We start from the raw sequence: 23450 nt of genomic DNA on the forward strand, positions 1-23450 counted from the left end.
TTAAGATTTAGAGCATGTTGAAGACACGCCCTAGTCATTTAGTCCTAACACGTCTTGCATATTGTACTGCCCTACTTCTTGCTGAATAATCCAAGTCGCAGCGCGTACAGCACCAGCGGCAAAAGTCATGCGCGCACGGGCACGATGGGTAATCTCGACTACCTCACCGTCAGCGATAAACATCACAGTATGATCGCCGATGATTTCACCACCACGAATCGCATGGATACCAATCGTACCTGCTTCACGTTCGCCTGTTTGTCCTTCTCGGCCATAAACAGCTACGTCTTTTAGGTTCTGTCCACGAGCTTCTGCGACAGCTTCTGCCATCATATAAGCCGTACCTGATGGCGCGTCGATTTTGTGCTTATGATGTGCCTCGATGACTTCTACATCTGCGTCATTGCCAAATGCTTTTGCTGCCATCCCTAATAGCTTCAATGACAGATTCACACCCGTCGAATAGTTACCTGCATAAACAATCGAAATTTGCTCACTCGCTTTTGCCAATACTTGCTCTTGCTGCTCATTAAATCCTGTCGTACCGATGACCATCGCAACATTATGCTCAGCACAAATTTGCATATTTTTTTCAGTCGCATCAGGCAAGCTAAAATCAATCAATACGTCGATGTCTTCTACGACTACTTTTAGATTATCTACAATCTGTACCTCTAAGCGCCCGATAGCGGCAACCTCACCGGCATCAGCCCCTACTAGGCTCGATCCTTGACGTTCAATCGCTGCGCTCAATGTCGTTTGCTTGTTGTCTTTTACCGCTTCGATAAGCATACGGCCCATACGACCACCTGCTCCAATGACACCGACTTTGATGGTTTGTTCTTTTACTTGTTGACTCATATCTTTGTCCTAAATGCTTTGTTTTTAGTAAAGGTGCTTTTAAATACTATTTATCGTAAGTTTAGCAAATATCCCTACCCGAGTGGCTTTTTATACGCTCAGCAAAAAGCCCAATAGTTTCACGTGAAACTATTGGGCTCAAAACAATGACGTTGTTCAGTTAAGCAAAATTATCAGTCAAATAGCTCGCCAATCTTTTTGAAGAATGACTTTTTATGTGGTGACTGTTGATGCTTGCTGTCACCATCTAACGTATCTTGGAATTGACGTAACAAGTCTTTTTGCTCACGAGTTAGATTGACTGGTGTCTCGATGACGACACGGCAAATCAAATCACCTTTCATGGTCGTACGAACTGGCGTCACACCTTTACCGCGGACACGCAGTAATTTACCACTTTGCGTGCCTTCGGCAACCTTGATTTTTACTTTACCATCTAACGTTGGGATTTCGACTTCTTTACCCAATGCTGCATCAGTGATGCTCACTGGCACATCCATATAGAGATCGGCACCTTGACGCGTGAAGACGTTGTGCTGTTTAACACGCACTTCGACGTATAGGTCGCCATTTTGGACACCCGCACCGCCAGCTTCACCTTCGCCTGCTAGACGAACGCGGTCACCATCATCGACACCCGCTGGGATAGACACTTCGAGCGTACGTGATTTGTCTTTGACGCCATTACCATGACAGTCAGAGCATGGGTTTTTGATTTGCTTACCAGTACCGCCGCAATGTGGGCAGGCTTGCTGAACAGCAAAGAAACCCTGCTGCATACGGACTTGACCTTGGCCATGACACGTCTGACAAGTCACAACGTCAGAGGCATTTTTTGCGCCTTTGCCATCACAAGTGTCGCAAGGTGCAGGTGCGGTAAAGCTGATTTCTTTTTTACAGCCACGTACCGCTTCTTCTAGCGTCAGCTCAATGACGTAACGCAAATCAGAACCACGACGTGAACGCCCGCCACCGCCGCCGCCACGCTGCTGACCGAAGATATCGCCGAAGTTGCCGAAGATATCACCAAAGATATCTTGGAAATTACCGCCACCACCGCCGCCAAAGCCACCGCCGCCCATGCCGTTTTCAAACGCTGAATGACCCATGCGATCGTAGGCTGAGCGTTTTTCTTCGCTGCTCAGTACTTCATACGCCATTGATGCTTCTTTGAACTTGTCTTCTGCATCAGGGTCGTCAGAGTTACGATCTGGATGGTATTTCATGGCCAGCTTGCGGTAAGCTCGCTTAATTTCCTTGCTATCAGCGGTCTTACTGACACCTAATATTTCATAAAAATCACGCTTACTCATGGGCTCTCCTATCGTCTTTACAGTCCACCGGCCGGTCGATTCAGTAACCCTTATCAATCATTATATTATTGCTACTCATTTTCTCACTTAAAGGTTTCACATGAAACATAATGAACAGTGAAGAAAAAGAGATGATAATGTTAAAAATCTTACAAGCGAATACGGCGGGATGCTGCTTAGCCAAATCAATTATTAAAAGTTTGCGCTATTTATGGAGATGGCATAGTGATTTATCAAGCTCTCAGGGATGGAAAGTATCGTTTAAGAGCGTTTCGTCACTACAAAAAGGTTTTATTAAGGAACGAACAAAGGTTTTCATACCTTAATACAATTAAGCTGTGCTAGTATTTATCGCCAAGTTTATAGTCATTTATCTTAAAATTACATAGCCATTTATCTTAAAATTACTAAGTTTGCGACAAGGTATCGTTTTTTATGAAGAAGCTGATTGTTTTATTAATCATCATCGTAGTCGCCGTCTATGCAGGCTCGCCTTATTACAGTGCATATCAGCTCAAAAATGCCTACGATGACAAAGACGGTGCCACTATTGCAGCGGCCATTGACTATGACCAAGTACGGCCTAGTGTCCAAAATCAATTGACCAGTCAGTTTACGGCAACGATGACCCAATATCCGTTAGTTTCTCAGCTGGGCGGCGAGCCTTTGACCGAGGCTGCCAATAGTTTTATTGCAAAAGCCGTTGATGGTGCCATCACTCCGCAGAATATCGAAAAAGTTATTAACACTCAGGGTCAGGCCAATACAGCAACCAAAGAGTTAGCAGCGGCATGGGCTATCGCGAGCAATCAGGTCAATCTGAAAAATTTGATTCAAAATCTCATTATCCAACGCGGTGATGTCGATGCGGTGGTAAAAAGCCAAATGCAGGAAATCATGACAAAACAAGCCGCTGAACTTGAGAAACAAGTGGCTCAAGGTTCTGATAGTGACAAACCTAAGCTGAGCTATTGCGGTATTAATTGCTTCACTATCAGCGGACAAGTTAAAGGCTATCCACTCACCATAGAGATGCAACGTGAGGGTCTGATTGACTGGAAAATAGTCGATATCGTATTGCCATAGTACAAGACGCTATGGTTGCAACTTTTGCGCTATCGCTAATTATCTATAAAAAAAGCACCTATCATAATCTATTATAAAACAGTCACAGCGCGAAACTCGCTAGGAGTATCACCTATATTCTTAGCAAGATTGCCTTGGCTGTTTTTTGAATCAACGAAGGCGTGTCATCAATTAGATTGTGGGCTTAAAATGAGAAAAATTTAGCCATTTTAAGTTCACTAAATGTATTAATGTGCTAATTGATGATACGCCCTACATCAAACCAATTTATAAGTGAGCTTACGATGCACACTCAAACAACCTCTCCAATGACAAATACAGTAACAGCCACTCAGCCTAATGACTCGCTTACCACGCCAGCGCCTAACTCTCTACCACCAATCACGATACTAGATGGCGGTATGGGACGTGAGCTTGAACGACGCGGGGCACCCTTTCGCCAACCTGAATGGTCAGCACTGTCATTGAGCCTAGCGCCAGATAGTGTTCGTGATGTCCATGTGGACTACATAAAAGCGGGTGCGACAGTGATCACAGTCAACAGCTATGCAGTCACCCCTTATCATTTGGGAGACAGCTTTTTTAGTGAGGGTGAGCATCTCATCAGAACTGCGGCGCAGCTCGCATTCGAAGCCGTACAAGCAAGCGACAAGCATAGTAGTTCTGAAGCCGTACAAATCGCTGGCTGTTTGCCGCCACTGTTTGGCTCTTATCGTCCAGATTTATTTGACTTAAAACAAGCCTCTACGATTGCGCGTCCGTTATTGTCTGCACAGATAGATTATGTGGATATATGGTTGGTAGAGACACAAAGCAGTATCGTTGAAGCACAAACGTGGCATCAGCTAATTACTGAATTTACAGCGGCTCAAAAAGAAGCTATATCTAAAAAGAAAATCGCACCTGAAAAAGAGACCGCATCTAAAACAGAAACTGTAGCCAAACCCATTTGGATCGCATTTACACTAGATGACAGTCAGCTAGATATTGCTGCCGATGACCTTGATAGTAGTGCTGAGCCTAGTCGCGCTGTGAGCAAACCGATTTTGCGCTCTGGTGAGTCAGTAGCCGAAGCTGTACAGGCTATGATGGCATTGAATGTCGATGCCGTACTATTTAACTGTAGTCAACCAGAGGTCATGAATGCAGCATTGCAAACTGCGAAAGAGTTGATTGATAAAGCAGCACACCCTATGCAACTGGGCGTCTATGCCAATGCTTTTGTCTCAAAGCAAGTCCATAAACAAGCCAATGCACAACTGCGCGATATGCGTGAGGACACCACACCTGAGCATTACTTGACATGGGCTGAGCTCTGGCAAGCCTCGGGTGCAAATATCATTGGCGGTTGCTGCGGGATTGGTGTTGAGCATATCGAACGACTCGCGCAGCATCTAACCGATAGATAACGATATCTTAGTAGCATCGCTAGTGGCGTGGTTTACTCTACGCCCAAAAACTCCAAGAATTCAGGGCTCTCAAAGCTAGCTTGATAGAGTACGCCATCCTCGCGGTAAATAGCAGGCGTAGCCATTACGGCCAGACCCGCTGCTTTTTCACGGTTCGGCGTTATATGATCAGTGCTACAGCTCGCTGGTGCAGGCGTCATCTGACCCGCTAGCATTGCTTTGTCAAAAGCCTTACGACGACTACTTTCATCAGCTTGACACCAGATACCACGCATTTGCGCAGGTGATGCCTCATATATTGGATAGCCGATAACGTTGACGGTGACACCTTTTGTATTGAGCATTGGTATCTGTTGATGCAATCGGCGGCAGTACGGACAATTCACATCATCAGCCACATAGATGACAGCGCGCTCTTTGCTAGTCGCTGGGTAAGTAATCAGTTGGCTCTTATCCAACGTCGCAAACACAGACTGGTTTTTCAGTGATTCAAACGCTTCGTCAAGCCCAATAAACTGGCCATTTTCGATAACAGATATCTCGCCATCGGTGATGTACTGCGCATCATCTGACAACAAGAAAGGTACGCCTTCTAACGTTGCTCCCCAAATAACACCAGGTACGGCAGTATAGAAAAACGGTGTTTTAGCACTCATGTTTTTTAGCGCTGCCATATTTGTTAGCATGTCAGATTTGACGCTAGCACTCACAGGTTTGCCTACCTGTGCACTCGTGCTACGTGCTGGTGTTTTGGTCACTACTCGCTTGCTTGGATTCTTTTGTAGCTCACCTTGGATGACATACCTACCATCTTCAGTGATATGCAAAGGCAACTGCCCAGCCAAATTGACTTGATACATATTGGGTAAGTTGGAAGGCACGATAGAGGTGATTTGCGTTTTGATGCCTGCCTGAGCCAGCAATTGTCGTAAGCGACTGTCAACAGATTTACTTACTGTGCCAGTAATTTGAGCGCCTTGAGCACTTTGACTGACATTCTTACTGGTAGCATCATTGGCACTAGGCTCAGCACATGCAGTCGTTGCCAACAGTATGGTACTGATTAGACCAGCAGATTTTAATACGGATAATTTCACAGAGACAGTCCTATCTGATTTGTAATAATGACAGTATTTAATAACGATAGTGTTTAAGAACGACAGTCGTTCATGCCCGCCACGTGGCATAACAAGTACCATATCATGTAAATATAGAGATTAAAGAGTTGAGAAGACTTTAGCACAAGGACAATGATTTCAAAGTATTAAAGGCTCAGTTTTGCAAAATTGCTACCTAGCTTTAAGAGATAGGCAACACATACTGCCCTGAAAATGAACGAAAAAAAGCAGCACACTGTTTAGTGGCTGCTCATTTTAGACAATATGTTTACGAGTTATTTCAAAGCAAAATCATTTTAAAGCGAAATCATCTTAAAACGAAAGAAAGTAACGATTTAGAATTTAGCAACTTCTTCTGGTGTTAAGAAACGACTGTCGCCTTTCTCTAACCCTTCTAAATTGATATGCCCAATACTGGCACGATGTAGCTCAGTCACTCGATTGCCAAAGTAGCCCATCATACGTTTAACTTGATGATATTTGCCTTGCTCTAACGTCAGGCGCGCATGTGTTGCATCGATGAACTCAAGAACCGCAGGTTTGGTTTCTTCGTGATCACCTTCTAACAAGATACCTTCCGCTACTTCTTTAACTGCATTGGCCTGAGCATCGCTGTCCATTGCATCAGCTAAGGTCAGCTCATATGTTTTTGCATGCTCGTGCTTAGGACTGGTCACACGATGTAGCCAACCGCCGTCATCACTGATCAGCAGCGCACCAGTAGTATCGACATCGAGGCGACCAGCAATGCGTAAGCTGCCAAGCTCTGGAACTGAAATCAGCTCAGTAACGATAGGATACTCTTTGGCCTTTAGCGTACATTCAAAACCTTCAGGTTTATGAAGCAAGATATAACGATTGCCCGCTGCTACCGAGAGTGGTTCGCCGCCCCACATCACTTCGTCATTGACGATATCGACATGCAAACCGGGATCTTTGACGACCTGCTCGTTCACCATAATCTCACCAGCGTGCATGATTTTTTTGGATTCTTTACGTGACAGCTCAGTGGCTTTACTAATAAACTTATCTAGACGCATACTATTTACTACCATCCATTTTATGATACCTACTCTACCTCGGTATATTCAGTTCTATCTAAATTAGAGAGGATGTCAGGCTAGTGTCGTCTACTGTTTGTAGTCCTTTCACTAGTCGTCCTTGTCTCTAAATTATCTTGAACCGACTATAGCAGCAACGCAGGCACTCACATTGAGCTTGCATCGCTATCTTCACGGGTAAGAAGTGGTACTATAATAAAAATTAAATAAACACTGCGCCAAATACGGACGACAGTGAAAGTAAGACAAGTTTACCATATCCAACCTAGACCTGATGAAATATGAGCTATCAAACGCTAAAACGTACCGTCACTGCTCGCTTAGAAATTAAGAAATCTGAGTTTATTGCTTACGCTTATCCCGTGGCCTCACGCGAGGACGCAATGTTTCACGTGGAACAACTACGTACGCAATATCCCGATGCTCGTCACCACTGCTGGGCTTATATCATTGGCGATCCAAATAATACCACCAGTGCTGGCTTCGATGATGATGGTGAGCCAAATGGCACGGCAGGACGCCCGATATTAAATGTATTGCAGCACAAATCTATCGGCAATGTCATTATCATCGTGGTGCGTTATTTCGGTGGTATCAAGCTAGGCGCAGGTGGTCTGACCCGTGCGTATGCAGGTTCAGCGCAAGCAGCCGTTGACCAGATGACATTAAACCCTTATGTCCCAATGGCACAAGTACAGATATTGGCAGAGTTTGCCACCGAAGCCCAATGTCGTTACGTCGTCGATAGTCTGAACGGCAGCATCGATGACGTCGCTTATAGTAAGCAAGTGACACTGACCGTGACGCTAGCTGAGGCCGATATCGATAATTTAAAAGAACGCTTGGCAATGGATGGGCGGGTGTTGGATAAGCCCTAAATGATACATGATGCTAATTGACCGCTTCTCAGCATTTACTTTTGAATGACTGTTTTTAAGCGTCTACTTTGCAGTGGTTGTTTTAAGTAACGGTTTTAAGTAGCTGTTTTGAGTATATGACATTGAGGAACTGATATTCAGTAACCATGCGTTCACTGAAAAGCATTGGTTTTGGCCATTGCCATCGGTATGATAAGCCATTGCTTTTTAACAATAATTAAATAAGAGCCGTTTATGTCTGTTTCCAAATCAAACAAGCCATTCTCTCCAGCCCCTTTTAAACCGCCATTTTGGTTGACCAATCCTCATCTACAAAGCATCTTGCCCAAGTTCTTTGCACCCAAAGCGCCAACCTATCGCCGCGTGGTAATGCAAGATTCCTTAAGTGAAACCGATATTGCTTACGACTTTTATGATGCGCATTCTGTGGAGGCATCAAAAGCTGGTGAGCTTGAGCAAACGCCATTGATTGTGCTATTTCATGGTATGGAAGGCAGCAGCGATAGCCATTATGCTCGCGCGCTGGCATATCAAATGCATGCGCAAGGCTGGCATTTCGTGGTGGTGCACTTTCGTAGTTGTGGCGGTATTCCAGCTAATGGTCGAGTTTTTTATAATGCGGGTGATACTGCCGAGGTGCATCACGCGCTACAGAACTTACGTGCGCAGTATGCCAATATATATGCGGCTGGCGTGTCACTAGGCGGTAATGCACTAGCGAAGTACATGGGCGAGTATGGTGACGAAGCCGTCTGCAAAGGCGCTGCGGTCATCTCTGCTCCCGTCGATATGTCGTCAGCGGCCATTACCATGCACAGCTTTTTGAGTCATCGTATCTATACGCCTTATTTGCTCAATCCAATTATCAAAAAAGCGTTGGCGAACGATATTACCAAAGAAGAAATTGATGCTATAAAAGCTGTCAATCGTATCAGCGACTTTGATGATATCTTTACCGCCCCGCGTCATGGCTACCGCTCTAACAATCACTATTATCAATCTTCTTCTGCCCTACCTTATTTGATCAACGTAACCAAGCCTCTGCTACTGATTAGTGCAAAGGACGATCCTTTTATTGGCTTTACTGCCACGCCAAACGATGTTTCTGATAGCGTCACTATCTTGGATACGGAACACGGTGGTCATATCGGTTATTTGCGTTATCGCTCAGACAATCATTCAGAAAATAGCGCAGACAATTCTTCAGTAAACGGTCAATCTACTGATGATAAATCTAACGTTAAGCAATCTGGAACCAATGGTAAAAAAGCAAAAACCTCAAAGTTCGATATCAACTGGATACCCGAAACCGTCAGTGCTTATTTTAATCATATTGGCGTGGCTTCTATTAGAGAACCTTATCAAGATGCGGTCTCTGACAATAAATAATCATTGCCATAGATGACAAAATAATAACGCCAACGTTTATAAACTTTTGAGAGTGTTTTATGTATCCATTTATCCGCTACGCCAGCACCATCGCTCATGCCGCCCTCAAAGCAAAACGAGGTGATACCTTGACGTTCAAGGACACCAGTGAGATTCAATTTCGCTGCCGTTTATCTGATATCGATAACTTTTTGGAGATGAATAACGGCCGCGTATTCACGCTGTATGATTTGGGGCGCATGGATTTTGCGGTACGGACTGGGCTTGGCAAGCAACTGTTAAAACAGCGTTGGGGTTTGGTCATCGCTGGCAGTACTATTCAATATCGTAAGCGTATTCGCGCCTTTCAAAAAGTCACGCTAAAGACCAAAATCGTCGGTATCGATGCGCGTTGGCTCTATATCGAGCAATCAATGTGGGTCAAGGGACAGCCCTGCTCATCTGCGCTACTGCGTACGGGCGTGACAAAGGGTGGCAGAGTGATCGACACAGCACAAGTACTGGCAGCATTGGGACAGTCTGATTGGGATTTACCGCCAACTGGCTACGTTGCTGAATGGATAGAGAGTGATGCCGACCGCCCATGGCCACCGCAGGCGTAACCTTATACCAAGTAAGACTCAGCAAGCTGTTAATCATTTATCAACTTTTTGTTTCGAGCAAATCATCATCACTAGCTCCGCACAACTAAGTAACCTTATGGCTACTATTGCATAACAATACATTATATAAATATATATATTAAATGTTAGGATGGTAGTGAGTTTGACACTCAATCAAATACTATCTAATTAGAATAGTCTCATAAGGAAAATAATATGATTAATAATACGGATTACGTCGGTACTCTATTCGACAATAGCGAATCAAACCCAAGCAAAATCACCTTGGCTTTTACCATGGCAGGTGTGGCACTTAAAAAAGGACACTCTGCCTCAGTAATATTGATGGTAGATGCGGTACATTTGGCATTGCCCAACGCGTTGACAAAAGTGGATATCGGCGCACCGTTTGAACCTGCTGGCGAGTTATTAGAAGCCTTTATCGAAAAAGGTGGCCAAGTATTGGTCTGTAGTGCATGTATGAAACATAACGGTATCGGAGAGTCAGCTATCGATAAGCGCTTTACGGTCATCAGTGGTGATGATGTGGTTGAGCTATTGATGAATGCGAAGGGGTCGTTGCAGTTGAGTTAAACAGGAAGCAAAGCTAGTTAATAAAGCTATAAAAATGGGTCAGTTTTCTTAATCATCATTTTGGATGGTTCGGAGGCTGGCTTTTTTTTGTTTCGTCAAAAACTCTAAGAACTTAAATTAATATATGAACTTTAGTATGCTAATATCTCATTAATGGATTATAAGCAATGAGTAAATATGAAAATAAATAGTAAATCAGCTAATGTTTTTTTTAGTTTTCTTTTACCTACTATGTTTTTGATAGGGTGCTCAGGGCTTTCTACAAATATCAAAGGACATACTTTTGATAAAAATAATAAGCCTTTTTATTTGGAGTTTGATAGTCTTAAAGCAGATAGTCTTCATTTAATAAAACATAGTAAACTGACTATGGATAAATTCGAGCTATTTTGTGATAGTGATGATTTTACTGTTTTACCCAATTGGTCAATATATGATGGCGAGCCTATAGATTCGATTGCAAACCTTGATTTATCACATATATATTTAACTTTCGATGACAGAGACCGTTTACAAAAATTACATCTTATAAAAACTGTCAGCACCGAAGATGAGCAAAAACAAGTATATGATAAAATAAAAAAACATCTCGACCAAAACTATCGTCAAATCAAGCCCCATCCGTTACGCACACTAAATATGACTACTAATGAGGTAATTAGAAATGAAGGTAGTAGGTTTTATACGGGCTGGTCTAACTACGATATTATTTCTTATAAGACTAAAGACGGTTATCTCCGTTTAAATAAAGGTTCAACTGGAACTGTTAAAGCTCCCGCTGCCATTCGTTCCAGTACTAATGGGATTTACGCCGACTATGCTAATATTGGAAATGACGTACCTGAGTGGAAAGACTCTGTAAACGGAGTAGCGCTAGGAATTAACGTTGATTACTTCTCAAATTCTTTTTCAGATATGTATGATAAAAAATGTAGCTGATTTACTTAGCAACATTTTTATAGTCAACTAACTTAACTATAATTTCATAGCCAAAACCCACCCCTCCTATTTCCTAACTAAATAAACACTATCTCACATACTCTGTACTCAGCTCTGTTAAAGTAAGTCATGCAAACATCCTAATGAACAGGAAACTCGTCATGACCTTACTTGATACCCTAAACTTAACCTACCCTATCGTCCAAGCTCCCATGGCAGGTGCATCCACACCTGAACTGGCGGCGACGGTGAGTAACTTTGGCGGACTGGGCTCATTAGGATCTGGTATGACGGCGCCAGATGTTTTGACCAGCCAAATTGATACCATCAAAGCCCTAACTGACCGTCCATTTATGATCAATCTGATGGTGCTCTCTGAGCAGGACTCCACGACCTTTGATACCGCAATACCTGCTTGGTTAAGTCAATACTACCAAGACAATAATATCGAATTTGCACTACCTGAACACCCCGCTCAAAATTTCGCAGACCAGCTACAAGTGCTCTATGACAATCCCATTCCTGTCGCCAGTTTTACCTTTGGCATTATCAGTGCCGAGCAAGTCCAACGTCTGCAAAGCCTCGGCACACTCGTCATCGGCACTGCCAATCATCCATTAGAAGCGAAAGCATGGGCCGATATTGGTGCAGATGCAGTATGTGTACAAGGAGTCGAAGCTGGCGGACATCGCGGTGGTTGGTTGCCGCAAAGTGAAAGCGATCCACTAGGGTTATTGACGCTGATTAGCCAAACGCGTGCCTGTACCCATATTCCGTTAATCGCAGCAGGCGGCATCATGACGAGACAGGATATCAAAGCGATCCAGGCAGCTGGTGCCGAGCTGGCTCAAATAGGGACGGCGTTTTTGACCACAGACAAGTGCGGTATCAATGACACTTATAAACAAGCTTTACTCGATGCCAGTCACAGCAAACGCAGCGCTGAGACACGCTTAACTAGATTGTTTTCAGGTAAGCTCGCTCGTGGTTTATTAAACGATTATCTACGTGATTTTGCCAAATTTGAAAGCACTGATGCGCTACCACCCTATCCTCAATTGAATGCCATGACCAAATTTATGCGAGCTCATGCGTCTCAGAATAGAGATGCAGAACATCAATCGTTATGGGCTGGACAAGGGGTAGCTTTGGTCAAACAAGAGAGCACGCTTGAACTGCTTGAGCGATTGGTAAAAGCGTTATAAATTTACTCATCTTTTAGCGTTGCCCGAAATTTTTTATAATCCGCTGCTGTCTCTTTTACTGCTTCTATCATCGGTACGTGGCCGACTTCTGGCATCATAATAACTGTCGACTGCGGGATGATTTCTTTAATCAACGCAGTCGTTTCAGGCTTGATGACTTGGTCTTTTTCGCCCCAAACGACCAGCGTCGGAATCTGATAGTTCGCAACGACTTTGGCACGCTCTTCGACATTGTCTGTGACGATCTGCTCTAGTATTTTGGACTCAAGCGCTTTATTAGCAATACGCTCTTGCGCAAACACAGCTTTTATCGATTTGGGCAAATAAGGCGGCTTGTACATGACAAAGTCATACATATCGTAGATATCTTCCGTCTTATTGACCAATAGCGGGTTGTTCTCAAGCGTGGCATTTTCCAATGATTTAGGAATGCCCGCTGACCAAAACCCTGCGCTATCGATGAGCCATAGACTTTTGACATCGTCTGGATACTTTGCTGCGTAAGCCACACTGATCGCCCCGCCCATTGAATTACCGCCGATATGGATATTCGATGCCAAGCCTTTCGCTTGCATTAATTCATGCAGACGTTGCGCTTGAGCATCAGCGCGATAATCCGCAGTATCAGGCTTACTCGAATCCCCAAACCCTAATAAGTCTGGGATAACAAGATGATAGTCTGCCAACTTGTCAGCGATACGAGTGAAATTGTCTTTATTACCGCCAAAACCATGAATTAACAATAGAGATTCAGCATTGATCGTATTATTTTCGGTATAAGTGAGTTGTTCACCAGAAGCGAGTGTGAATACTTTGCTGGTAAGATCTGATTTAGCACGTTCGTGTTGAATGATTTTTTGAGTTGTATTTACGGCTAATGTATTGGGTGCGGTGGTACAGCCGACGACTGACAAGCTGAGTACAGTGGCGAGGCTTAGGCGTTTTAATATCATCGAAACTTCCCTATTAAGAAACAGTAACAGACTGGTGTGCAAGATGCGGCTAGTGCTGCGTATAGTCAATCTACTATAACTCGTCACCAAACAATAAAATTTATAAACTAACTGCTTTCCATCAATCTTTACCTAATCATTTTTACCTAACAGAAAATTAACCGCTGCGGCAGCATGAATAGCCGTGGTATCAAATACTGGAATCGGGCTATCGGCTTGACTGATAAGTAAGCCTATCTCGGTACAGCCCAATATCACACCCTCTGCCCCCTCATTGGCTAAATCTGTAATGACTTGGCGATAATACTGACGTGAGCTATCGATTATCTGTCCTTGGCACAGCTCGTCATAGATAATACGATGCACCTCTGCGCGAGCATCAGCCTCAGGAATCAATACTTGTAATCCTGCATCGATAAGGCGCTGCTTATAAAAATCTTGGGTCATGGTGAGCTGTGTACCGAGTAGCGCAATCTTGGTCAGACTTCGCTGCTTAATCGCCTCAGCCGTAGCATCCGCAATATGAATAATCGGTAAGTCGGTCGCGTCCTCAACATCACTGACCACTTTATGCATGGTATTGGTCGCAATTAATAACCCTTGTGCGCCAGCTGCTTGTAATCGCTCGCCACTATTTGCCATCATTGCGCCAAGCTCAGTCCACGCTCCTTGTGCTTGCAACGCACCAATCGGTGCAAAGTCGACACTATGAATCAGCAAATCTGCTGAGTGTAAGTTACCCAATTCAACTTTGATGCCGTCATTGATTAAGCGATAATAGACCTGAGTACTCTCCCAACTCATACCACCAATGATACCTAATGTGCGCTGCTTTTGAGCTACCATTTCATTGTCCTACGTGTTTATTGTGATCGACTTTATCGTAGCAAAATTAATCAGATTTAGTGCGCTATTTCTTTATACTGTACTGCTGTAAAAACTATCCTGCTGTAAGAATGGCTATAGTTTAACCATAACAAATATCAGCATTTATAATAACCATTTTATTCATTGGTCAGCACGCGATATGATAGTACTCAATGGCAAATTTTAACGACCCCTACCACCATTTATTATATAAAATTGACACTTACCTCATCAGTGAAGTGTCTTTAGCACCACTCAGGACACTCTAAAGCTATGGCAAATTTTCCTACCATCAGAATACGCACACGGCGCAAATACTACCGCCTTATCTTCACAGGTATCATGGCAATGATGATGTCACTGATTATCTCAACGGCCTTATTGGTGGTAAAACAAGGCTTTATCGACGGATTTTTTATGGAGTTGATGCATTCGTGGGGACTGGCCTTTATGTTTGCGTGGCCAAGCGCTTACATCTGCGCCTATCTGGTACAAGAGCATGTGCTCAGTCGTATTGAGTTTTATTAAATAGTATCGATAGCTATCATCAGCCTGATCCATCATCAGTCTGAGCTATCGTCATTCTAAGATAGTTTAGATATAAGGCAAGCCAGTCAAGGTTCTACAGAGAATAGACTGAACTGGCCTGATGCCGTATCCCATATATATGAGCTTGGCTATCTAACGCTAGAGAATATTACTGATGTAAGCCAAGCTTTCTATAATAAAATCCCGTTAGCGCAAATGTATCTGACGTCTAGACGACCAGTCTATTTTTAAGTATAGTGTCTTTGTTAGCCGATAACCTATAAGCATCATTATCATGGTATCGTTTCTACTATAAGAAAAAATACATTGGTGAATGACCTTGATGAGATGATGCTTATAGTCGGTTATTCATACATTTATAAATAAACCAAATCATAAATAAATAAAGGAATTATTATGCGTAGTGCTATTCATAACAGCTTTGGCAAACCTTCTGACGTATTGAGCGTGGGCGACAGTCCTATGCCGCAGCCTGCTGCCAACGAAGTCCGTATCAAAACCATCCTCTCACCTATTCACAACCATGACATGCTGACAGTGAGCGGACAATATGGCTATAAGCCTGAGATGCCAGCCATCGGTGGTAGTGAAGCGCTAGGCATTATCGATGCGGTAGGCGATGATGTGACAGACTTTAGTGTGGGTCAACGTGTGGCGTGTGCCAGTGTGCACGAAACGTGGGCAGAGTATTTTGTCGCCCCTGCCAGCATGGTATTTAACATGCCTGATAGTATCGAAGACGAACTGGCTGCACAGCTGATTGCGATGCCGCTATCTGCATTAATGCTATTAGAATTCTTAGAAGTAACTAGCGGTCAATGGATCATCCACAATGCGGCAAACGGCGCTGTCGGTAAAACCCTTGCCATGCTCGCAGCAGCGCGCGGCGTGAACACGATTAATCTGGTACGTAGCAAAGACGCGATAGAAGAGCTGACCTCACTTGGTATCAAAAACAATGTTGTCACTGCTGATGACGACTGGAAAGATCAAGTCCGCGCCATCATCGGCGATGACAAGATCACAGCAGCCGTTGACTCGGTCGGTGGTGAGTCGAGCAATGAGCTAATATCGCTACTGGGTAGCAAAGGAACGCTGGTCTCATTTGGCATCATGTCAGGCAAGCCAATGGCACTGGACGCTGGCAGCTTGATCTTTAAGCAAGCCACTGTGAAAGGATTTTGGGGTAGCAAAACCAGCCAAGAAATGGATCTAGACAACAAACAGCGTCTGATCACTGAGTTGCTAGAACGCGCATCGAATGGCGATTTGAAGCTACCGATCGAAGCCGTCTATAGCTTGGACGATATCGCAACAGCGGTCTCTGGAAAAGTACAATCAAGTAAAAAAGGCAAAGTATTGTTAAAGCCTTAATTCCTACACTCGCCTCGTAATTTCGTAATAAGGGCAAAAACCAGCGGTATTAGCAAATATAAGAAAGCCCATGTGTATTAGCGATAAGATACGGTGGGCTTTTTTAACCATTCTGCTGTAATAGTATCGCTAAGCCAATCAGCACAAATAATAAGATTTAATAAGGATATAACCATGTCAAACGATACAACATTTAAAGCATTAGTCGTTGAAGAAACCAGCGATGGTGAATTCAAAAAAAGCATTCAAGAACGCAAGATTAGTGACTTACCAGAAAATGACTTGCTCATCGAAGTACATTATTCGTCGTTAAACTTTAAAGATGCGATGTCGGCATCGGGCAACAAAAGAATCACCAAACAGTACCCACATACCCCTGGTATCGATGCCGCTGGCGTGGTCGTCAGTGACAAATCAGGCACGTTTGCTGTAGGGCAAGAAGTATTGGTATTCGGCTATGATCTCGGTATGGATACGGATGGTGGCCTCGGTCAGATGATTTCAATTCCTGCAGATTGGGCGCTGGCGTGTCCAAAAACTCTCACGTTAAAAGAAGCGATGACCTATGGTACAGGCGGCTTAACCGCAGCGCTAAGTGTGCAAAAGCTAGAAAAAATGGGCGCAAAACCAAGTGATGGCCCAGTTGCTGTCACTGGTGCAACAGGTGGCGTCGGTACTATCAGTATCGCTATCTTAAAGCAGCTCGGCTATGAGGTGATTGCATTCTCTGGTAAGCCTGAGCAAAGCGAGCATTTAAAGGCATTGGGCGCAAGCGAAGTACGTCATCGCGATACCATCAATGAAATCGGTAATAAGCCTGTTGGCCGTGAGCTATGGGCAAACGCTATCGATACCATCGGCGGCGACTACTTACCCAACCTGCTCAAGCAAACCAAATCTGGCGGTGCAGTGACCAGTTGTGGCTTAGCTAGTGGCGCTGATTTTTCGATGTCAGTGATACCTTTTATCACCCGCGCGGTGTCGCTATTGGGTATCGACTCGGTTTATATCCCATTGGCTGATAAAGAAGCCATTTGGAAACGTGTCGCCACCGATATGAAACTGCCTAATCTTGAAAGCTATGGTGAAGAGATTACGCTTGAGCAAACGCCAGAATACCTAGATCGCTTTATGTCTAGCAAAGTAGTTGGGCGTTATGTGGTGAATGTGAAGGGCTAAGTTTTTAAGAGTTAGTGTTATAAGTAAAAGGCAGCATCTCTTTTGAGGTGCTGCCTTTTATTTATTCAATAAAAATATTGTAGTGTTGTTGAGCGCTCAAGCTTATACTTCTATTCTGTAGTAGTTGGGGTATTAGAGTAATCAGGATGAAAAAACTCTTAGTACATTCCTACCCCCAAACTAAATAATTTTTTTGTATTTGAGAAACGTTCAATGTCGAAGATTTCGTTAGTAGTCGGAAATGGTTTATCAATGAGCTTTGGAGCTCAAAGTAAAATTAATCATACTTTTAATTCACAAGAGCCTTTAAAATGGAATGTAAAATGTCCATCGACAGGTGACTTACTAATAAGCAGCTTCCCTAATTTGAAAAAACTTTTTGTAGAAAACGAAGCCAAAAATCATTTCGATATATTTGCGCTTGCTCTAGACGAAGATTATTGCCGTAGTATTTCCCTAGACTCATCACAAGTTATTTTAGAGTCTAGACATTTTTTAACTATCGCTTTTTCAGAGTATAGTTTACTACAAAAAAATAATTTAGATTTAGACTGGAGTTGGTTTAAGTGGATTAGCTCAAATAAATCTAGAATTAACGGAGCTTTTTCACTTAATTATGATTTATTACTTGAATCAGTTTTTGATAAGTTAGCAATGACTTACCACTCACTACAAGTTAATCATGATAGAAAAGGTATACCTTTAGTAAAACCACACGGTTCCGTAGATTTTGAAATAGCGGATGGAATGATCGATATTGGCAAAATACAGTATCCAATGACAAATTTATTCATTGATGAGAACGATATACCTATCAAACGATTAGATTCTGACAATCTACTTTATCCTCGTACACAAGCTCATTGTATAATTCCAAATGAAGCTAACAAATACAAAGACTACCAATGGGTTAAACCAGCTAACAATTGGTTTGAATCTATTATAAAAACAAGCAACTATTGTCTTTTTATTGGAATTTCCTATTTTTATTGTGATCGTATAGAAATAGATAAGATTATCGATTCATTACCTTTAGCATGCACAATAATTATTGCTAACCCATCTCCTCCTAAAGAATTTTTACAGAAAATTAAGGACAGAAAATATTTAGTTTGGGACTCTTTGAATGGGCCTATAGATGAAAGCGGTAAATTATATAATCTCAAATAGATGAAAACTTAGCCTTTGTTATGTTGCTTCTCTCTATCAATATTCAAAAAAAACACCCAACCAAGTTGAGTGTTTTTTCTTACTATACCGAACCAGTTAGATTACTGATAAATCGTATATCAATTCAAAAAAAGCTGAGCTGAAAAGCTATTTAGATAAGTTTACGTAGTCTAAGATGGTAACAAGGCAACCGAGCGCAGATAGTACGTGTTTGTACATCTAGTGAGGTTAACAAAGTTACCGTTTAGAATACTTAAACGATTTATTCCCACTCAATCGTTGCAGGCGGCTTGCTCGAAACATCATAAGTCACGCGTGATACTTCAGCAATTTCATTCATGATACGGTTCGATACCGTCTCGATCAAATCATACGGCAGATGCGCAAAGCGAGCCGTCATAAAGTCTACCGTCTCAACAGCACGTAGCGCGATTACCCACGCATAGCGGCGGCCATCACCGACCACACCGACTGATTTGATAGGTTGGAATACAGCAAATGCTTGAGCCGTTTTGTCATACCAGCCTGATTTTTCTAGCTCTGCCATAAATATCGCATCAGCCAAACGCAAGATATCCGCATATTCTTTTTTCACTTCACCAAGGATACGCACGCCCAAACCTGGACCTGGGAACGGATGGCGATAGATCATTTTGGCTGGTAGGCCCAAAGTAATACCAAGCTTACGTACTTCGTCTTTGAACAAATCTCGTAACGGCTCAATGAGCTTAAATGCCAAGTCATCTGGCAAACCGCCAACGTTGTGATGGCTCTTAATCACGTGTGCTTTGCCTTGATGCGACTTAGCAGATTCGATAACGTCAGGATAAATCGTACCCTGCGCCAAGAACTCAACGACTTTGCCATCGCTTTGCTCACTCACTTGACGCGCGCTATCAGCGAATACATCAATGAACGTTTTACCGATGATTTTACGTTTTTTCTCTGGATCAGACTCGCCAGCTAGTGCATTTAAGAACAAGTCTTCTGCATCAACACGGATGACTTTTACGCCCATGTTTTCTGCAAAGATTTGCATCACTTGGTCGCCTTCGTTCAAACGAAGTAAGCCATTGTCTACAAATACGCATGTCAGTTGATCGCCAATGGCTTTGTGCAGTAATGCTGCTACTACTGAGCTATCGACACCGCCTGATAGACCTAGCAATACCTGCTTGTCACCGATTTGCTCTTTTAATTGTGCGATACGCATCTCAGCGATGTTGTCTGGTGTCCAATCGCCTGCGCACTCACATATTTCATGAACGAAACGACCTAGCAACGCCTGACCTTGTAAAGTATGCGTCACTTCTGGATGGAACTGTAGGCCATAGTATTGCTTGTCATCATTGGCCATAATCGCAATTGGGCAACTTGGTGTACTAGCCACGATATCGAAGCCTTCAGGTGCTTCAATCACTTTATCACCATGACTCATCCAGACATTGAGCGTGCCAGCTGCATCTTCGATACCATCGATCAAGGTAGACGTGCCATTGATGTTGATAGTCGCTGCGCCAAACTCATGGATATCACTGGCATGAACCTGTCCGCCGAAACGATCTGCCATCGCTTGCATACCGTAGCAAATACCCAATACTGGTACGCCTAAATCGAATACAGCGTCGTTGATACGTGGGCTGTTTTCTGCATGGACACTCTCAGGGCCACCCGATAGGATAACGCCTTTTGCGCCAAAATCGATGATGCGCTGAGCGTCGATGTCATAAGGGAACATCTCACAAAACACCCCAGAATCGCGCACACGGCGGGCGATCAGCTGGCTATATTGCGAGCCAAAATCGAGGATTAAGATGCGGTCTTCTTTAATGGTAGGAGTGGCAGCAGTTGTGGTCATAAATCGATGTCCATCAATAGATAAATTGGTGCCCTATTTTAACAAGTTTACGCCCTCTATTGGCTATTAGATGATTAATTATTCGCGATTATTATTAGAGCGTGCCTTCAATTCACTCGATAGTCGTCTAAATGGGCTAAAAATAAGAACAGAAGAGACAGTAAGCCCAATCATAAGCCCAGTGACAAACAAGCTATCTGCCCCTCTATTCATCAGCCATTTACTAGGCTTACTGCACTTACTACGTAGCATCACCCAACGCTGCATGCATACGAGTCAACCCTTCTAGTAGCAACGCTCTAGGACATGCAACATTAATACGCATTTTAAGATGCCCTTCTTCACCATATTTAAATCCTGCACTCAACTCAACCTTGGCAGCTCGAAGAGTGTCATAAAGCACTTGATCCTCTTGACCATACGCTGAGCAATCTACCCAAATTAAATATGAGGCTTCTGGGCGCATGACCTTAATCTTCGGCAAATGCTCTTCTAAAAACTGCACCGTTACATCAATATTGGCTTCGATATAATTCAGCGCCTGCGTCAACCACTCATCGCCCTGCTCATAAGCCACACGCATGGCCGTATAAGCGAATAGATTCAACTCGTATTCATCATTTAAGTGCTGCTGCTGGCTAATTTTTTTGACTAATGCGGCATCTGTCGCAAATATCATCGAGCCTTTGATACCTGCGATATTAAAGGTTTTGGTCATCGATGTCAGGCTTACGACATTGTGCTCGTAGCCTTTTGCTAGTGTTAAAAACGGTATAAATGTGTGACCAGTCAAGGTCAAATCTTGATGAATCTCATCACTGACAATCGCCACATTGTGCTTTTTACAAATCGCAAGAAATGCTTCAAGCTCATCAACCGTCCACACGCGCCCGCCCGGATTGTGCGGATTACAGAGTAGGTACAGCTTAACGTTATGCTCAACTATTTTGGCTTCGATATCCGCCAAATCTAGATGATATTTACCCTCAACTTCCTGTAATGCAGAGAGCACAAGCTTACGACCATTTTGCTCAACTTTGCTCATAAACGGCGTGTAGATAGGATCATTGACCAATACTGCTTCGCCCACTTCGGTAAAGACGTTCATCATCAGCGCCAAGCTTGGCACAACGCCGGGTGAGAACAAGATATTCTCTTTAGTCAGCTGCAAACCATAACGACTGCCATGCCACTGAATAATTGAGTCATACAGGCTATCTGTAGGTTTGGTATAACCCAATATGCCGTGCTGCACTGATTGTTCAATTGCGTTTAAGATCGGCTGCGCAGCCTTAAAATCCATATCTGCCACCCATAGCGGAATCGTGTCATCGCTATAATGCCACTTGAGTGAACCCGTGTTACGTCTGTCGATTACTTCATCAAAGTCGTATTGCATTGGCATTCTTCTTAATTATAAAAATAGTGGTTTAGGGTACAACATGAAGGGCGTCATCGCCAATGGCTTTATGGTTGTTATATGGATAGACGAATGGTTAGCGTGTGTTAGACCCTGACTGTTTGTTCAGCTGTTTAATTACTGTTTACTCATTCGCTTAACCACTTTTTGAAGAGATAGTTGATTCAGTTTAAAAGAGGGTCAAGGCAACCGAGCGCAGATGTATATCTGATACCTCAAGTGAGGTTAACGCTGTCACTCTTTTATAGAGGATTGACTATATAGAATATTGATTGCTTGAACGGTCACTATAAGTTAATGTAAAAGTCGTATATAGTCGGTTCAATATCATTTGGATACAAGGAAGGCGAGTGAAAGTACTACAAATCGTAGACTAAGCGAGACTGACACCGTATCCAATGTATAGGGGATTGACTAGAGTTAAGCTTACCTACCGACTGGAACGAATGTCATCATAGTATGTCAACACTATATACCTGATGGCTTTGATCCATCCAAATCACCTACTAAGCCGTTAAGGCTATCAAAAAGGAATTAAGAATGAAAATGGACTTTCTACCGAATTCAGTGCTAAAAATCAGTGCGCTCACGTTAGCCATCGCCGCAACCACGGCATGCACAACGATGGCAACAGGCGCTGATCATAAAATGTCAGATGCTCCAACCACTGCAACTGCAACTAGCAGTACCGCCATCACGCTTGGCAACGCTGCCACAACTAGCGGCACTAATGATACTGTCGCTATCGGTAGTCAAGCCAATGCAGGTCTGAACTCAGCAACCGCTGTCGGTGGTCAAGCCAATGCAGCAGGGCTAGGCTCAACCTCTATCGGTTGGCAGTCAAAAGCCACCGCTGAACGCGCGCAAGCGTTCGGTCATTTGGCCAATGCTAGCGGCGTTCGCTCTACTGCAGTTGGTGAAGCAGCCATGGCTGGTGGTACTAATGATACGGTCGCTGTCGGTAATAAAGCCAATGCAGGCCAGAACTCAGCAACAGCTGTCGGCGGCGAAGCCAATGCTGCTGGTCTAGGCTCAACGTCTATCGGCTGGAAATCCAAAGCCACAAGCGAGCGCGCACAAGCGTTCGGCCATTTAGCTGACGCTAGTGGTGTTCGTGCTACGGCAGTCGGTGAAGCGGCCGCAGCACAAGGCGCAAACTCAGTCGCTGTTGGTAATAAGTCTATGGCAGCTGGCATGAATAGCATCGCTATCGGTAATGAGGCAAAAGCGGCTAAAAATAACCAAGTCGTCTTAGGTAGTGCAGGACAAGTACAATCAAGTACCGCAGCACAATCAGGTACGGTCAGAATTGTCACTATTGATGACAACGGCACGCTAGGTACGATGATGGTTGATTACTACCAAAAAGCTAAATAATTATAGTTGAGTGGTCAACACTGATGCTGTTGTAGTCAGTCATACTAGATAAAACAAAAACCTCGCGATTGCGAGGTTTTTCTGGGTCGTATGTTTGGTTCGCTTGATGGTATTTCGAAGTGCTGCGTTAAATTTCGTGGTTATCAAAGTTATTATGAAGTGGGAGCCAATCCTGCCATCCGCTATTATCTGCTTATCTAGGCGTGGCGAGGCAACGGTTTGGGTCATTCCTGTTTGGTGACGAGACT

At 43.6% G+C, this 23450-nt stretch carries 21 protein-coding genes; 13 read left to right on the forward strand and 8 right to left on the reverse strand.

The genetic code is table 11. The features are described from left to right. Positions 1 to 30: 30 nt before the first annotated feature. Positions 31 to 861: a 4-hydroxy-tetrahydrodipicolinate reductase gene (gene dapB / locus AAEY75_RS05190; RefSeq protein WP_352258851.1), complete on the reverse strand. Its 831-nt coding sequence runs from the start codon at positions 859 to 861 to the stop codon at positions 31 to 33. A 173-nt stretch (positions 862 to 1034) separates the two neighbouring features. Beyond that, positions 1035 to 2174 carry a molecular chaperone DnaJ gene (gene dnaJ / locus AAEY75_RS05195; RefSeq protein WP_197215464.1) on the reverse strand — a complete coding sequence of 380 codons (1140 nt, stop codon included), beginning with the start codon at positions 2172 to 2174 and terminating at the stop codon, positions 1035 to 1037. Positions 2175 to 2609: 435 nt separating this feature from the next. Here dnaJ and AAEY75_RS05200 point away from each other — a divergent pair, with 435 nt between their 5' ends. Both AAEY75_RS05200 and AAEY75_RS05205 read left to right on the forward strand, forming a co-directional pair. Then, positions 2610 to 3260, forward strand: a complete 651-nt coding sequence (locus AAEY75_RS05200) for a DUF2939 domain-containing protein (RefSeq protein ID WP_197099528.1) — start codon at positions 2610 to 2612, stop codon at positions 3258 to 3260. A gap of 284 nt (positions 3261 to 3544) precedes the next feature. Continuing rightward, on the forward strand, positions 3545 to 4669 hold the full coding sequence (locus tag AAEY75_RS05205; RefSeq protein ID WP_352258854.1) for a homocysteine S-methyltransferase family protein: 1125 nt from the start codon (positions 3545 to 3547) through the stop codon (positions 4667 to 4669). 32 nt (positions 4670 to 4701) lie between these two features. Here the strand turns inward: AAEY75_RS05205 and AAEY75_RS05210 are convergent, their stop codons facing one another. Further along, complete coding sequence (locus AAEY75_RS05210; RefSeq protein WP_352258856.1) at positions 4702 to 5766, reverse strand: disulfide isomerase DsbC N-terminal domain-containing protein; 1065 nt, start codon at positions 5764 to 5766, stop codon at positions 4702 to 4704. 356 nt (positions 5767 to 6122) lie between these two features. Beyond that, entirely contained in the window at positions 6123 to 6827 is a 705-nt protein-coding gene (locus tag AAEY75_RS05215; RefSeq protein WP_197099524.1) for a pseudouridine synthase, read from the reverse strand. A gap of 302 nt (positions 6828 to 7129) precedes the next feature. Here AAEY75_RS05215 and AAEY75_RS05220 point away from each other — a divergent pair, with 302 nt between their 5' ends. From AAEY75_RS05220 to AAEY75_RS05245, 6 genes are all read left to right on the forward strand, one after another. Further along, entirely contained in the window at positions 7130 to 7726 is a 597-nt protein-coding gene (locus tag AAEY75_RS05220) for a YigZ family protein (protein WP_197099523.1), read from the forward strand. Positions 7727 to 7960: 234 nt separating this feature from the next. Next, positions 7961 to 9115: a YheT family hydrolase gene (locus tag AAEY75_RS05225; RefSeq protein WP_352258858.1), complete on the forward strand. Its 1155-nt coding sequence runs from the start codon at positions 7961 to 7963 to the stop codon at positions 9113 to 9115. Between the two features lie 59 nt (positions 9116 to 9174). Next, positions 9175 to 9717, forward strand: a complete 543-nt coding sequence (locus AAEY75_RS05230; protein WP_352258860.1) for an acyl-CoA thioesterase — start codon at positions 9175 to 9177, stop codon at positions 9715 to 9717. 216 nt (positions 9718 to 9933) lie between these two features. Further along, positions 9934 to 10311: a DsrE family protein gene (locus AAEY75_RS05235; RefSeq protein WP_352258862.1), complete on the forward strand. Its 378-nt coding sequence runs from the start codon at positions 9934 to 9936 to the stop codon at positions 10309 to 10311. A 177-nt stretch (positions 10312 to 10488) separates the two neighbouring features. Further along, positions 10489 to 11250 carry a hypothetical protein gene (locus AAEY75_RS05240; RefSeq protein WP_352258864.1) on the forward strand — a complete coding sequence of 254 codons (762 nt, stop codon included), beginning with the start codon at positions 10489 to 10491 and terminating at the stop codon, positions 11248 to 11250. A 161-nt stretch (positions 11251 to 11411) separates the two neighbouring features. After that, on the forward strand, positions 11412 to 12455 hold the full coding sequence (locus AAEY75_RS05245) for an NAD(P)H-dependent flavin oxidoreductase (protein WP_352258866.1): 1044 nt from the start codon (positions 11412 to 11414) through the stop codon (positions 12453 to 12455). A 2-nt stretch (positions 12456 to 12457) separates the two neighbouring features. Here AAEY75_RS05245 and AAEY75_RS05250 read toward each other — a convergent pair whose 3' ends face one another. Further along, complete coding sequence (locus tag AAEY75_RS05250; RefSeq protein ID WP_352258868.1) at positions 12458 to 13408, reverse strand: alpha/beta fold hydrolase; 951 nt, start codon at positions 13406 to 13408, stop codon at positions 12458 to 12460. 132 nt (positions 13409 to 13540) lie between these two features. Beyond that, the gene (locus AAEY75_RS05255) at positions 13541 to 14254 is read right to left on the reverse strand and encodes an aspartate/glutamate racemase family protein (RefSeq protein ID WP_352258870.1); all 714 of its coding nucleotides are present in this window, start codon (positions 14252 to 14254) and stop codon (positions 13541 to 13543) included. 294 nt (positions 14255 to 14548) lie between these two features. On the opposite strand from AAEY75_RS05255, the gene AAEY75_RS05260 reads away from it, so the two are divergent. The 4 genes from AAEY75_RS05260 to AAEY75_RS05275 all read left to right on the forward strand — a co-directional run bounded on the left by AAEY75_RS05260 (position 14549) and on the right by AAEY75_RS05275 (position 18547). Next, positions 14549 to 14803 (forward strand): DUF2798 domain-containing protein, encoded by a 255-nt coding sequence (locus AAEY75_RS05260; RefSeq protein WP_110922124.1) that lies wholly within the window; start codon positions 14549 to 14551, stop codon positions 14801 to 14803. A gap of 417 nt (positions 14804 to 15220) precedes the next feature. Beyond that, positions 15221 to 16198, forward strand: a complete 978-nt coding sequence (locus tag AAEY75_RS05265) for a zinc-binding dehydrogenase (RefSeq protein ID WP_352258872.1) — start codon at positions 15221 to 15223, stop codon at positions 16196 to 16198. 174 nt (positions 16199 to 16372) lie between these two features. Beyond that, positions 16373 to 17377: a YhdH/YhfP family quinone oxidoreductase gene (locus AAEY75_RS05270; RefSeq protein ID WP_352258874.1), complete on the forward strand. Its 1005-nt coding sequence runs from the start codon at positions 16373 to 16375 to the stop codon at positions 17375 to 17377. A gap of 213 nt (positions 17378 to 17590) precedes the next feature. Further along, the gene (locus AAEY75_RS05275) at positions 17591 to 18547 is read left to right on the forward strand and encodes a hypothetical protein (protein WP_352258876.1); all 957 of its coding nucleotides are present in this window, start codon (positions 17591 to 17593) and stop codon (positions 18545 to 18547) included. A gap of 262 nt (positions 18548 to 18809) precedes the next feature. Here AAEY75_RS05275 and guaA read toward each other — a convergent pair whose 3' ends face one another. Both guaA and AAEY75_RS05285 read right to left on the reverse strand, forming a co-directional pair. Continuing rightward, entirely contained in the window at positions 18810 to 20405 is a 1596-nt protein-coding gene (guaA, locus tag AAEY75_RS05280) for a glutamine-hydrolyzing GMP synthase (RefSeq protein ID WP_352258878.1), read from the reverse strand. Positions 20406 to 20646: 241 nt separating this feature from the next. After that, positions 20647 to 21804 carry a MalY/PatB family protein gene (locus AAEY75_RS05285; RefSeq protein WP_502944372.1) on the reverse strand — a complete coding sequence of 386 codons (1158 nt, stop codon included), beginning with the start codon at positions 21802 to 21804 and terminating at the stop codon, positions 20647 to 20649. 561 nt (positions 21805 to 22365) lie between these two features. Here AAEY75_RS05285 and AAEY75_RS05290 point away from each other — a divergent pair. Then, positions 22366 to 23202, forward strand: a complete 837-nt coding sequence (locus tag AAEY75_RS05290) for a hypothetical protein (protein ID WP_352258882.1) — start codon at positions 22366 to 22368, stop codon at positions 23200 to 23202. Positions 23203 to 23450: the final 248 nt, after the last annotated feature.

The sequence above is a fragment of the Psychrobacter sp. TB55-MNA-CIBAN-0194 genome (assembly GCF_040309505.1).
GTDB classification, from domain to species: Bacteria; Pseudomonadota; Gammaproteobacteria; order Pseudomonadales; family Moraxellaceae; genus Psychrobacter; species Psychrobacter fozii.

What these genes read in the sequence shown, in the direction of transcription:
- dapB (WP_352258851.1), bottom strand. Translation starts at nt 861, where the DNA reads ATGAGTCAACAAGTAAAAGAACAAACCATCAAAGTCGGTGTCATTGGA.
- dnaJ (WP_197215464.1), bottom strand. Translation starts at nt 2,174, where the DNA reads ATGAGTAAGCGTGATTTTTATGAAATATTAGGTGTCAGTAAGACCGCT.
- AAEY75_RS05200 (WP_197099528.1), top strand. Translation starts at nt 2,610, where the DNA reads ATGAAGAAGCTGATTGTTTTATTAATCATCATCGTAGTCGCCGTCTAT.
- AAEY75_RS05205 (WP_352258854.1), top strand. Translation starts at nt 3,545, where the DNA reads ATGCACACTCAAACAACCTCTCCAATGACAAATACAGTAACAGCCACT.
- AAEY75_RS05215 (WP_197099524.1), bottom strand. Translation starts at nt 6,827, where the DNA reads ATGCGTCTAGATAAGTTTATTAGTAAAGCCACTGAGCTGTCACGTAAA.
- AAEY75_RS05220 (WP_197099523.1), top strand. Translation starts at nt 7,130, where the DNA reads ATGAGCTATCAAACGCTAAAACGTACCGTCACTGCTCGCTTAGAAATT.
- AAEY75_RS05225 (WP_352258858.1), top strand. Translation starts at nt 7,961, where the DNA reads ATGTCTGTTTCCAAATCAAACAAGCCATTCTCTCCAGCCCCTTTTAAA.
- AAEY75_RS05230 (WP_352258860.1), top strand. Translation starts at nt 9,175, where the DNA reads ATGTATCCATTTATCCGCTACGCCAGCACCATCGCTCATGCCGCCCTC.
- AAEY75_RS05235 (WP_352258862.1), top strand. Translation starts at nt 9,934, where the DNA reads ATGATTAATAATACGGATTACGTCGGTACTCTATTCGACAATAGCGAA.
- AAEY75_RS05240 (WP_352258864.1), top strand. Translation starts at nt 10,489, where the DNA reads ATGAAAATAAATAGTAAATCAGCTAATGTTTTTTTTAGTTTTCTTTTA.
- AAEY75_RS05245 (WP_352258866.1), top strand. Translation starts at nt 11,412, where the DNA reads ATGACCTTACTTGATACCCTAAACTTAACCTACCCTATCGTCCAAGCT.
- AAEY75_RS05250 (WP_352258868.1), bottom strand. Translation starts at nt 13,408, where the DNA reads ATGATATTAAAACGCCTAAGCCTCGCCACTGTACTCAGCTTGTCAGTC.
- AAEY75_RS05255 (WP_352258870.1), bottom strand. Translation starts at nt 14,254, where the DNA reads ATGGTAGCTCAAAAGCAGCGCACATTAGGTATCATTGGTGGTATGAGT.
- AAEY75_RS05260 (WP_110922124.1), top strand. Translation starts at nt 14,549, where the DNA reads ATGGCAAATTTTCCTACCATCAGAATACGCACACGGCGCAAATACTAC.
- AAEY75_RS05265 (WP_352258872.1), top strand. Translation starts at nt 15,221, where the DNA reads ATGCGTAGTGCTATTCATAACAGCTTTGGCAAACCTTCTGACGTATTG.
- AAEY75_RS05270 (WP_352258874.1), top strand. Translation starts at nt 16,373, where the DNA reads ATGTCAAACGATACAACATTTAAAGCATTAGTCGTTGAAGAAACCAGC.
- AAEY75_RS05275 (WP_352258876.1), top strand. Translation starts at nt 17,591, where the DNA reads ATGTCGAAGATTTCGTTAGTAGTCGGAAATGGTTTATCAATGAGCTTT.
- guaA (WP_352258878.1), bottom strand. Translation starts at nt 20,405, where the DNA reads ATGACCACAACTGCTGCCACTCCTACCATTAAAGAAGACCGCATCTTA.
- AAEY75_RS05285 (WP_502944372.1), bottom strand. Translation starts at nt 21,804, where the DNA reads ATGCAATACGACTTTGATGAAGTAATCGACAGACGTAACACGGGTTCA.
- AAEY75_RS05290 (WP_352258882.1), top strand. Translation starts at nt 22,366, where the DNA reads ATGAAAATGGACTTTCTACCGAATTCAGTGCTAAAAATCAGTGCGCTC.